Annotated in this window: 9 protein-coding genes; 1 reads left to right on the top strand and 8 read right to left on the bottom strand. The window is 61.8% G+C overall.

Annotated features, from left to right (window positions below; all coding sequences use genetic code 11):
• Nucleotides 1-44: 44 nt before the first annotated feature.
• Entirely contained in the window at nt 45-824 is a 780-nt protein-coding gene (locus MJP36_RS27005; RefSeq protein WP_090367042.1) for a hypothetical protein, read from the top strand.
• Here the strand turns inward: MJP36_RS27005 and MJP36_RS27000 are convergent.
• From MJP36_RS27000 to prmA, 8 genes are all read right to left on the bottom strand, one after another.
• The gene (locus MJP36_RS27000; protein WP_060755028.1) at nt 821-1,417 is read right to left on the bottom strand and encodes a MarC family protein; all 597 of its coding nucleotides are present in this window, start codon (nt 1,415-1,417) and stop codon (nt 821-823) included. The two genes, MJP36_RS27005 and MJP36_RS27000, sit on opposite strands and share 4 nt — an antisense overlap.
• 210 nt (nt 1,418-1,627) lie before the next feature.
• Nucleotides 1,628-4,399, bottom strand: coding sequence for a hybrid sensor histidine kinase/response regulator (locus MJP36_RS26995; RefSeq protein WP_060755027.1), 2,772 nt, complete (start codon nt 4,397-4,399; stop codon nt 1,628-1,630).
• Nucleotides 4,400-4,523: 124 nt separating this feature from the next.
• The gene (gene purD, locus MJP36_RS26990) at nt 4,524-5,816 is read right to left on the bottom strand and encodes a phosphoribosylamine--glycine ligase (protein ID WP_060755026.1); all 1,293 of its coding nucleotides are present in this window, start codon (nt 5,814-5,816) and stop codon (nt 4,524-4,526) included.
• Between the two features lie 129 nt (nt 5,817-5,945).
• The gene (gene purH / locus MJP36_RS26985; RefSeq protein WP_244384477.1) at nt 5,946-7,553 is read right to left on the bottom strand and encodes a bifunctional phosphoribosylaminoimidazolecarboxamide formyltransferase/IMP cyclohydrolase; all 1,608 of its coding nucleotides are present in this window, start codon (nt 7,551-7,553) and stop codon (nt 5,946-5,948) included.
• Nucleotides 7,554-7,634: 81 nt separating this feature from the next.
• Complete coding sequence (fis, locus tag MJP36_RS26980; protein ID WP_002555375.1) at nt 7,635-7,955, bottom strand: DNA-binding transcriptional regulator Fis; 321 nt, start codon at nt 7,953-7,955, stop codon at nt 7,635-7,637.
• Complete coding sequence (gene dusB / locus MJP36_RS26975; RefSeq protein WP_060755024.1) at nt 7,952-8,965, bottom strand: tRNA dihydrouridine synthase DusB; 1,014 nt, start codon at nt 8,963-8,965, stop codon at nt 7,952-7,954. Before dusB ends, fis begins: the two co-directional genes overlap by 4 nt.
• 185 nt (nt 8,966-9,150) lie before the next feature.
• Nucleotides 9,151-10,386, bottom strand: a complete 1,236-nt coding sequence (locus tag MJP36_RS26970) for a DUF3426 domain-containing protein (RefSeq protein ID WP_244384475.1) — start codon at nt 10,384-10,386, stop codon at nt 9,151-9,153.
• Nucleotides 10,387-10,416: 30 nt separating this feature from the next.
• Nucleotides 10,417-11,295, bottom strand: a complete 879-nt coding sequence (gene prmA / locus MJP36_RS26965; protein ID WP_060755022.1) for a 50S ribosomal protein L11 methyltransferase — start codon at nt 11,293-11,295, stop codon at nt 10,417-10,419.
• Nucleotides 11,296-11,417: the final 122 nt, after the last annotated feature.

Here is an 11,417-nt window from a genome sequence, read left to right as displayed (position 1 = left end):
GGGTGGACATAAGCCCCGAGTTGGGGTGCTTGTGGAGAATCAAAATGGAGCGACATCACAGAGGGATCAGCAGTACAAAACGGCGCAAGTTGATTGCTGCCTACAAACTGCCGGGAGCGTCAGCCAGGCAGGCGGCTTTACCGCAGGACGCCGAGGACGACTTCAATGCAGCCGTGGTCAACAATGGCGTCATCTCGTTTGCCGAAGGCTTGTCCGGCCTGAACAGGGAGTACGTGCGTAAAAGCTATTTGCTGGCCAGCAGCTACGTCAGCGATGTGCTGAAAGTGCACCGTGGAACCGAGGATTGGTACGACGAATTCATCAAGGTGATGGTCAGCCTGGGGTGGTTGCCGGTGCGCAGCAGCTTCGAGCGGGTCTCACGTATGGGCAAGGGCCTGACCGTGCAATTGGCGGCGCTGAACCTCATCGCCGGCATGCTGGCGTCGAGTGCCTTGTCCGGGCCGCTGCTCACTGCGCTGCCGAAACTGGCGGCCGATGCATTGGAGGCGTTGAAGCAGACGCCGGCGTCGTTCGAGTTGTTCAAACGCAATAGCTCGGTGCATCAGGGCGGTGATTTTGGCCTGGCGTCTTGTGCGCAAACAGAGGGTGGATTGATGATGGTGCTGGTGACCTACAGCACCCGTGGCGTGGATAAACAGGTGGGCTTGCCCTTCCTGGAGTGGGACAGCTCCTCGTTCGAGGCTTTCAGCGGGCAGACCTGCCTGGTGCTGAACACCACGGTGGTCAACGAAAAGACCCTTCAGCTGATGCGCGAGAGTGCGGGAGACAAGGTGCAACTGGCGATCGCCAAGTACCGCATCTAGGGCACCAGGTAACCGCGCACGCCGGTAAAGATGATCTGCGCGGCCAGCGCGCAGACGAACAACCCCATCAGCCGGCTGACAATCTGCAAGCCCTGGTCGCCAAGAATGCGTTCAATGCGGTTGGACAAATACAGCACCACACCGACCGTGAGGCTGGCCAGGGCGATGCTGAGGATGGCCATGATCTTGTCATCCCAATGCGGCTGGCTCACGCCCATCACCAGCAGGGCGCCGATCGTACCGGGGCCGACCGTGAGGGGGATGGTCAGCGGTACGATGGTCACGTCCTGCTGCACATTGTCGGCCTGTACCGCCGACTTGCCCTGGGCCATGCCCAGGGCGGAAATGAACAGTACGCTACCGGCGCCGATGCGGAAGGCATCCACCGTGATGCCGAAGACACTGAAAATCACGCGGCCGAACAGGTAGAGCAGCACGCTCGACACCAGTGTGGCCAGCGCCACTTTCCACGCCAGGCGCCGACGCTCCTTGCTGGAATAACCCCGGGTAAGGCTGATAAAACAGGACAGCACGAAGAACGGGCTGTAGAGCACCAGCATTTTCAGGTAGACGCTGAATAACACGTGGAGCATGTGAGTGGCTCGTGGCGGATAAAGTGTGTGGAGTCTATCAGGCGGCACACACCAAATCTGCAAGGGGCTTTGTAGTGAGCGGGCTTGCCCCGCGCTGGGTGGCGAAGCCGCCCTAAAACCAGACACCTCGGTCTTTCTGAAACACTGCGGCGTTGTTATTGGGGCGGCTCCGCCCCCCAGCGCGGGGCAAGCCCGCTCACTACAAGTTTCTCAGGAGGGGGCGTGTTCCGGGCGCTGTTGACGCTGCGCCACCCAGTATTCCACCAACTCACGTAACTGCGACAATTCCACCGGCTTGGCCATATGCCCATCCATCCCGGCCAGGCGTGCGCGTTCTTTGTGTTCCGACAGAATGTGCGCCGTCAGCGCCACGACCGGCGTGCGGATGCGCTGGTGGCTGACTTCCCATGCACGCAGTTGCTGGGTCGCCGAGAAGCCATCGAGGATCGGCATCTCACAGTCCATCAGGACCAGGTCGTAACGCTGGGCTTTCATCGCCTCCAGCGCCTCTTCGCCATTACTGGCCGTGTCCGGGTTGAGGTTGAGCTTGCCGAGCATGCCACGGATCACCTTGGTGGAGATGCTGTTGTCTTCAGCCACCAGGATGCGGAAATCGGCAGGTACGGTGATGGCTGCCGGTGCACTGAGGACGGGGCGTGGCGGCACGTTGCCTTTGCTGCGCTGCGTCAGCTCGTCGGCCAGGGTGGTCTTGAGCGTATACCCGGCCACTGGCTTGGCGAGAATGCGCTTGATCCCGCAATTGCGCGCGATGATCTTGCTCGGCGCATTGCTGATGCCGGTGAGCATGATCAGCAGGATGTCGTGGTTCAGGCTCGGGTCTTCCTTGATCTTTGCCGCCAGCTGCATGCCGGTCATGCCCGGCATGTTCTGGTCCAGCAGCACCACATCGAAGTAATCGCGCAGGTGCGCCTTGGTGCGCAACAAGGCCAGGGCCTCTTTGCCGGAGGGCGCGGCACTCACGTTCAAGCCCCAGGCCGAGCATTGCTGCACCAGCACTTTGCGACAGGTGTCGTTGTCGTCCACTACCAGCACCCGTGCGCCCTTGAGCGGGCCATCGAGGTCGGAGGTCGGGTGTTCCAGACGTTCCGGGTCCAGCGGCAGGGTCAACCACAGGGTGCTGCCCTGATGGCTGCTGCTCTTGATGCCGAACTCGCCGTTCATCAGCAGGATCAGTTGGCGGGCGATGACCAGGCCCAGATGGCCACTCAAACGGGTGGCCGAGAGGAAGTTCTTGCTGTGCAGTTCGCTGTGCAGCAGGGCATCGCGCTCGATGGCGTCCATGGGGACGCCACTGTCTTGCACGGCAATGCGCAGGCGCGGCTTGGGGCTGCGCTCGTCCAGGGCGACGACGATCAGCACTTCGCCTTCGTCGGTTTTCTGCAGGGCGTTTTCCAGCAGGCTCAACAGTGCCTGGCGCAGACGTGTCGGGTCGCCACTGATCACACGAGGCACCTGGGGCTGGATAAAACTGATCAATTCGACGTTTTGCTGCTCGGCCTTGGCGCGGAAGATACTCAAGCAGTCTTCAATCAGTGCGTTGAGGTCGAACTGCACATCATCGAGCTCGATCTGCCCGGACTCCAGCTTGGAGATATCGAGGATCTCGTTGATCAGCGTGAGCAGCTCATTCCCGGCGCTGTGGATGGTCTGCACGTAGTCCCGCTGTTTGACCGACAACGGCGTTCCCAGCAGCAATTCGGTCATGCCCAGCACACCGTTCATGGGGGTGCGGATTTCGTGGCTGATCTTCGCCAGGAACTCGGCCTTGGCCGCGATCTCGGCGTTGCTGGCGGCCAGGTCGCGGCTGAGGCTGAAACGGGTTTCAACAATCGCGCGCTGGCGCTCGCCCAGGGCCAGGCTCATCAGCAGGCCACTGAGGCAGATAAAGCTCAGCAGGGTGACGATCAAACCCTGCGGTGCCACCAGTGTCAGGCCGAGCAGGGCCGGCAGGATGATCAGCGTGCCGAGGTTGAACACCACCATGGCCGCCACGAACAAGCGTGCCGGGCGATAGCCTTTCTGCCAGTGGTAGGCCGAGATGAACAGCATGCTCAACCCGGCCAGGGCGACCAGGGCATAGGTGATGATGTTCAGCGGCAAGGTGTTGACGAACAACAGCAGCAGACCGCACAGCACGATGAACAGGATGTCCGCCATCAACAGTTTGTTCAGCGGATGCGGGCCCAGCGGCATGAAGAAGCGGTAGGCAAACATCAGCCCGCAGGGGGCGGTCAGCAATAGCGCGAGGTAGGCGCCGGGCGTCTGGATGGCTTGCCAGTTCGGCAGCCAGGGCCCGATCAGGTTGAGCAACAGCAGCAGGCTGAGCATCAACAGGAACTCGCAGGCGGCCAGCCATAGGCTGCTCCGCGAGCGGTGGTAGGCGAAGCGCGTGAGGTTGTGCAGGATCAGCATCAAGAGGACGCCGAACAGCAGCCCGTAGATCAGCGTCTGGTGCTGGTCGGCCGCCGCCAGTACGGCCGGCTCCAGGGTGATATAGGGGCGCAGCTCATGCTCCGACACCAGGCGCAGGTAGACGTCGAGTGGTTTGGGGCTCTGGGGCATCGGCAGCATGAAGTCGCTGCTCGGTAGCGGCCTTTCAACCTGGGGTTGGCGGGTGCCGGTGGTCTGTTGTTCCACCAGGGTGTCGCCGTCCAGCACATACAGGCTCAGATGGGACAAGTCCGGGGCAAACACCCGCAGCACTTGTTCGTGCTTGCCGGGTTGCAGCCTGAAGCGCACCCACAACGCGCCGTCCGGTTGCGCAGCGGTAATCCGGTCCAGTTCGATGGGGCTGAATTGATTGGTGTAGCGTGAGGAGCGGATGTCGCTCAGTTGCAGGTCGGCCTGTTCATCAAGTAATACCGCCCAACCACTGCCTTGCGCCGCGGCCTGGGCCGGGAACAAGCAGAGCAGTGTCAGCAGGCTGACGGTGAAACCTATGGCGATCCTGAGCCAGCGCACGGCGAAATCCCTTCGTAGGTTGATGCACGTGATGCATGGGTTAACTATGCGCGGGGCGACATGTGTAGGGCAAGGGCCGAAGGCCCTTACCTAACCGAACGGATAGCTACTGGAGAGTAGCGGCTCAGCTGTTCTGGCCACGTTCACGGGCAATGGCGCGATAGCCGATGTCCGTACGGTAGAAACAGCCTTTCCAGTCGATTTTCGCCGCCAGCTTGTATGCCTGTTGTTGCGCCGCGTCGACACTGGCGCCCATTGCCGTGGCGCACAGCACGCGGCCACCTGCGGTCACGACTTTGCCATCCTTGAGCGCGGTGCCCGCATGGAACACCTTGCCTTCCAGCGCAGCTGCCGCGTCCAGGCCTTCAATCACATCGCCCTTGGCGTAGTCTGCAGGATAGCCACCGGCCGCCAGCACAATGCCGACGCTCGGGCGAGGGTCCCACTGCGCTTCAACCTTGTCCAGCGCCTGGGCCAGGGCGGCTTCCACCAGCAGCACCAGGCTCGATTGCAGGCGCAACATCACCGGCTGGGTTTCCGGGTCGCCGAAACGGCAGTTGAACTCGATGACTTTCGGGTTGCCGGCTTTGTCGATCATCAGGCCGGCGTACAGGAAACCGGTGTACACGTTGCCTTCGTCGGCCATGCCGCGCACGGTCGGCCAGATCACCTGGTCCATGACGCGCTGGTGCACCTCGCTGGTGACCACTGGGGCAGGGGAGTACGCACCCATGCCGCCGGTGTTCGGGCCAGTGTCGCCGTCGCCGACGCGTTTGTGGTCCTGGCTGGTGGCCATTGGCAATACGTTCTTGCCGTCGACCATCACAATGAAGCTGGCTTCTTCGCCATCGAGGAATTCTTCGATGACGACGCGCGAGCCGGCCTCACCAAAGGCGTTGCCGGCGAGCATGTCGCGCACGGCGTCTTCGGCTTCCTGCAGGGTCATGGCAACGATCACGCCTTTGCCGGCGGCCAGGCCATCGGCCTTGATCACGATCGGTGCACCTTTTTCACGCAGGTAAGCCAGGGCCGGCTCGATCTCGGTGAAGTTCTGGTAGTCGGCGGTCGGGATCTTGTGGCGAGCCAGGAAATCCTTGGTGAACGCCTTGGAGCCTTCCAGTTGGGCCGCGCCGGCGGTTGGGCCGAAGCAATCCAGGCCACGGCTGCGGAACAGGTCCACGACGCCTGCAACCAGCGGGACTTCCGGGCCGACGATGGTCAGGGCGACGTTCTTTTCGGCGAAGTCGGCCAGTTGCTCAAGGGCCAGCACGTCGATGGCGACGTTTTCGCACTTGGCTTCAATCGCGGTGCCGGCGTTGCCGGGGGCCACGAAGACTTTCTGAACGCGTGGGTCCTGGGCAACTTTCCAGGCCAGGGCGTGTTCACGGCCACCGCTGCCAATGATCAAAACATTCATTTCAAAAACCTCGTTTGGGTCATCGTTCCCACGCTCTGCGTGGGAATGCCTCTTGTGACGCTCTGCGTCACGCTTTGGGACGCTCTGCGTCCCAGGCTGCGTTCCCACGCGGAGCGTGGGAACGATCGATCAGTGACGGAAGTGGCGCATGCCGGTGAAGACCATGGCAATGCCGGCTTCATCGGCCGCGGCGATCACCTCGGCATCGCGCATCGAGCCGCCCGGTTGGATCACGGCGGTTACGCCGGCTTTCGCGGCGTTGTCCAAACCGTCACGGAAGGGGAAGAATGCGTCGGAGGCCATCACCGAACCGGCAACCTGCAGGCCAGCGTGTTCGGCCTTGATCGCGGCGATACGCGCCGAGTTCACACGGCTCATCTGGCCAGCGCCGACACCGATGGTCTGGCGGTTCTTGGCGTAGACGATGGCGTTGGACTTGACGTACTTGGCCACTTTCCAGGCGAAGATCAGGTCGTTGATCTCGTGTTCGGTCGGGGCGCGCTGGGTCACCACTTTCAGGTCGGCGCTGCTGATCATGCCGATGTCGCGGCTCTGTACCAGCAAGCCGCCGTTGACGCGCTTGTAGTCCCAGGCAGCGGCTCGCTCGGTCGACCATTCGCCGCAGGCCAGCAGGCGTACGTTGGCTTTGGCGGCGACAATGGCACGTGCCTCTTCGCTCACGCTTGGCGCGATGATCACTTCGACGAACTGACGATCAACGATCGCCTTGGCGGTTTCGGCATCCAGTTCACGGTTGAAGGCGATGATGCCGCCGAAGGCCGATTCGGTATCGGTGGCGTAGGCCAGCTCATACGCCTGGCGAATCCCGCCTTCTGCGTCCGGGCTCACGGCCACGCCGCATGGGTTGGCGTGTTTGACGATTACACAGGCGGGCTTGACGAAGCTCTTCACGCATTCCAGCGCGGCGTCGGTATCGGCCACGTTGTTGTAGGAAAGCTCTTTGCCTTGCAGTTGGGTCGCGGTGGCGATGCCCACTTCGGCCGGCTTGGCTTCCACGTAGAACGCCGCGCTCTGGTGCGGGTTCTCGCCGTAGCGCATTTCCTGGGCCTTGATGAACTGGCTGTTGAAGGTCCGCGGGAACTGGCTGCGGCCTTCTGTGCTCAGGGTTTGCGCGGCCTGGTTCACGGTGCCCATGTAGTTGGCGATCATGCCGTCGTAGGCGGCGGTGTGTTCGAACGCCTTGAGCATCAGGTCAAAGCGCTGGGCGTAGGTCAGGCCACCGGCTTTCAGGCTTTCCAGCACTTGGCCGTAGTCGCCGGCGTTGACCACGATGGCCACGTCTTTGTGGTTCTTGGCCGCCGAGCGCACCATGGTCGGGCCGCCGATATCGATGTTTTCGATGGCGGTCGGCAGGTCGCAGCCTGGCTTGTTGATGGTAGCTTCGAACGGGTACAGGTTGACGGCGACCAGGTCGATCGGCTTGATGCCGTGCTCGCTCATGATGGCGTCATCGATACCGCGACGGCCGAGGATGCCGCCATGGATTTTCGGATGCAGGGTCTTGACCCGACCGTCCATCATTTCCGCGAAACCGGTGTAGTCCGCGACTTCTACTGCGGCCACGCCGTTGTCCTGCAGCAGTTTGAAGGTCCCGCCCGTGGAGAGGATTTCCACACCCAGAGCTTCCAGCTCCCGGGCAAATTCGAGGATCCCGGTCTTGTCAGAAACACTGATCAAGGCGCGGCGGATCGGAAGGCGGGTAGTCTGGTCGGTCATTTCAATTTCCATCAAAAGCAAAGGAGTCAGCAAAAAAGGCGACCGTTTTTACGCGGGCGCCTTTCTGGGTTGATTGAATGCTTACAGCAAATCGTACTGCTTGAGCTTTTTGCGCAAGGTGCCCCGGTTGAGGCCCAGCAGCTCACTGGCTTTGGTCTGGTTGCCCTTGACGTAGTTCATCACGCTTTCGAGCAAGGGCGCCTCGACTTCCGAGAGGACCAGGTTGTACACGTCCGTGACGGAAGCGCCCTCAAGGTGGGCGAAATAATTGTGCAGCGCCTTCTCGACACTCCCGCGAAGGGTCTGGCCTTCTTCGCTCGGTGTGTTGAGGTGCTGTTTCAAATTGACGTTGTCGCTCACGGGTGTTGTTCCACTCACTAAAGTCTCGGTCATCATCGTCATGCGGCCACCCCCTCTCCGTTCCCTGTCCTCAGGCTCTTTTCGCGCTCGCTGAAGTACTCTCGAACGGTGGTGACCTGTGCTTGCGTATCATCCAAACGATTGAAGTGGGCGCGAAACTCCCTGGCGCCCGGCAGGGTTGCGAGATACCAGCCGACATGCTTGCGAGCAATGCGTACACCCATCACGTCCCCATAGAAGGCGTGCAGGGCGGCCAGATGCTCTAGCAGAATACGTTCCACCTCGATCAGCTCCGGTGCCGGCAAGACTTCGCCGGTACGCAGAAAGTGATCGACCTCACGGAAAATCCACGGCCGCCCCTGGGCAGCCCGGCCAATCAACAAGCCATCGGCACCGGTTGCGTGCAGCACGCGCCGGGCTTTCTCGGCTGAGTCGATATCGCCGTTGGCAAAGACCGGCATCGACACCGCCTGCTTGATCGCGGCAATGGTGTCGTACTCGGCTTCACCGGTGTAAAGGTCGGCGCGGGTGCGACCATGCACCGCCAGCGCTGTAATTCCTGCCTGTTCGGCGATCTTCGCCACCGTCAGGCCGTTCTTGTTGTCCCGGTCCCAGCCGGTGCGAATCTTTAACGTGACCGGCACATCCACTGCGCCAACAACGGCCTGCAGGATCTCGGCAACCAACTGCTCATCTTTCAACAGCGCGGAACCGGCGGCCTTGTTGCAGACCTTCTTGGCCGGGCAACCCATGTTGATATCGATGATCTGCGCACCCAGTTCCACATTGGCCCGGGCCGCATCCGCCAGCATCTGTGCATCACCACCGGCGATCTGTACCGAGCGGGGCTCGGGATCACCTTCGTGGATCATGCGCATCCGCGATTTGCGGGTATTCCACAAACTCATGTCGCTGGTGACCATTTCCGAGACTACTAGACCCGCGCCCAAACGCTTGCACAACTGACGAAAGGGCTGGTCGGTGACGCCCGCCATTGGGGCGAGAATCAAGCCGTTCTGCAATGTGTATGGGCCGATGCGTACCGCCGACATAGGACTTCCCTGTTGTGGGGCCGGATCATTAGAGTTCGAAAAAGGGTTGGCATGATACCCGCTCTCGATGACTGGATAAAGGCTGAATTGGATAAAATCTGAGCAGCTATTTCTTTATCGCCGTCGGTTTGGTCGGCGGAGATGCAGTCAATAATCCGTCGCCAAACCTTCGGTTGTGCACCGCTTCACTCGGGCGAGTGAAAGCTCAGGCTGTAATTCACGGCTTTATTGCCTGGGTCGAGGATGTCCAGGGAGATGTGGATGGGGGTCTGCGAGGGCATTTCGCTCACGCCGGCCAGCTCGCCGCTCAGGTATTCGGCGGGTTTGAAGCGACGACTGGCGATCAGGTTGCCGTTCAGGTCCGCGAAACGCAGTTCCAGCAGCGGAAACGGCTGGGAGAACGTCGCACGGTTATAGATGATCGCATCCACCACCAATGCTCCGGCGAATTCCGGGTGGCTGCGCACCACCAGGTTGCTGCTCTTGATATGAGCAATGTCGACCCGTGATGGCACCGTACATCCCAATTTCGGGCACAACTGCTGGAACCAGGGGCGGTAGGCATCCTGGCGCGACAGGTCGTCGAATTGGTAGGCGATGTACTGGCCGGCGAGGCCGGCGGCGGCGATTACTACCAGCAGCAGCCAGAGCAGTCGACGGCCCCAGCCTGACGGACGTTTCTGTGAATAAAGGTGCAGCGGATCGTCTTCCAGGTCCTGGAGGACGTCGTCGTGAACGCTTGCCTGCGGCCGTGCCTGTTTGCGGCGCGGCTGTGATTCCTCGGGAGCGGGCTCTTCCACTTCGTCGATGACCGGCGTCACGGGCGGGTCGAAAACCTCATCCTCAGGGCCTGAACTCAGCGGCGGTTCATCATCCAGATCGTCGATAGGATGCGACATGGACGGTTCGGTGCGCTGCCGGGTCGCAGAGGGTGGTTCGGCGTCATTGGCCTGGGCGCGTTCTTCCGGCGGTTCGCTGAACAGGCTGGCGGCCCATTTTTCTTCCTCGGCCTTGGCGGTGTCGCGGCTGGCGCTGAGGGCGTCTTTTTGCCGGCGGTCGGGGCCCGCCTGGCGGCGCTCTGCGTTCAATGGCTGAGTATGCTGAATCTCACGGCGTTCCAGCTTGGCCAGTTCTTCGTCCAGGTCCAGGTTATCCAGGTCCAGTACTTCGGCGGTCCACTGCTTCTGGCTGATGGGCCGTGGCGTCGCGGGTGCTGCCTCGACGGCGGTCGGTTGTTCAGGTTCCGGCGCAGGTGCGGGTAAAGGTGCTTGAGCGCGTTGCTCCAGCAACTGGCGAGCCGCGTTGAACACTTGCAGGCACGAGCCGCAGCGCACCACGCCACGGGCCACGCTCAACTGGGCGTGGCTGACGCGAAAGCGGGCTTGGCAATGCGGGCACTGGGTGACGAAACTGTCGGTCATGCGGCCATCCGATTCAGGCAAGCGCTCATTCTAGCGCCGACGACCGCTGATGCGTACCCAACCATCACGATTGGCGATCGGGTCCAGTTCGAAATCCTCGGCGTAAGCGGCGGCGACATCCTCGCCTTGCTCGGCCAGGATGCCCGACAACGCCAGGCGGCCGCCCGGCTTGACCAGGCTCGACAGTTGCGGCGCCAAGGCAACCAGCGGCCCGGCGAGGATGTTGGCCACCAGCACGTCGGCCTGCACCTGGGGCAATTGCTCCGGCAGGTAGAGCGGGAATTTGTCCTCGGGAATGTGGTTGCGCCCTGCGTTATCGCGGGAGGCTTCCAGGGCTTGCACGTCGATGTCGGTGCCCACGGCTTGCTTGGCGCCCAGCAACAACGCGGCAATCGCCAGAATCCCCGAGCCGCAGCCGAAGTCCAGTACGTTGCAGTCGGTGAGGTCCTGGCCGTCCAGCCATTCCAGGCACAGCGCAGTGGTGGGGTGGGTGCCGGTGCCGAACGCCAGGCCCGGGTCCAGCAGCAAGTTGACGGCGCCTGGTTCCGGTGCGGCGTGCCAGCTCGGCACGATCCACAGGCGCTGGCCGAAACGCATCGGCTGGAAGTTGTCCATCCAGCTGCGTTCCCAATCCTGGTCTTCGATCACTTCGCTGTGATGCTCCGGCAGCGGGCTACCGGTGAGCAATTCCATATGGGCCAGCACGCTGGCGGCATCGGTGCCGTCTTCGAACAGGGCCAGCAGGTGGGTGTGGGACCACAGCGGCGTGGTGTTGAGTTCGGGTTCGAAGATCGGCTGGTCTTCGGCGTCCATGAACGTGACCGAAACGGCGCCTACTTCGAGGAAAGCGTCTTCATAGGTTTCGGCTTGTTCTGGGCTGATGGCGAGACGGACTTGCAGCCAAGGCATGGCGGGCACCTTTGAAAAAATGAGTGTACGACTACATGTGTCGCGAAAGCGCGCAAGTTTACGCGAGAGGCGGGCAGAAGACGACTGCGCCGACGATCGTTCCCACGTTCGTGACGCGGAGC

This window comes from Pseudomonas palleroniana, assembly GCF_022836895.1.
GTDB classification, from domain to species: Bacteria; Pseudomonadota; Gammaproteobacteria; order Pseudomonadales; family Pseudomonadaceae; genus Aquipseudomonas; species Aquipseudomonas palleroniana.
Note: the sequence above shows the minus strand (reverse complement) of the source record. Positions and strands in the feature narration are given on the sequence as shown.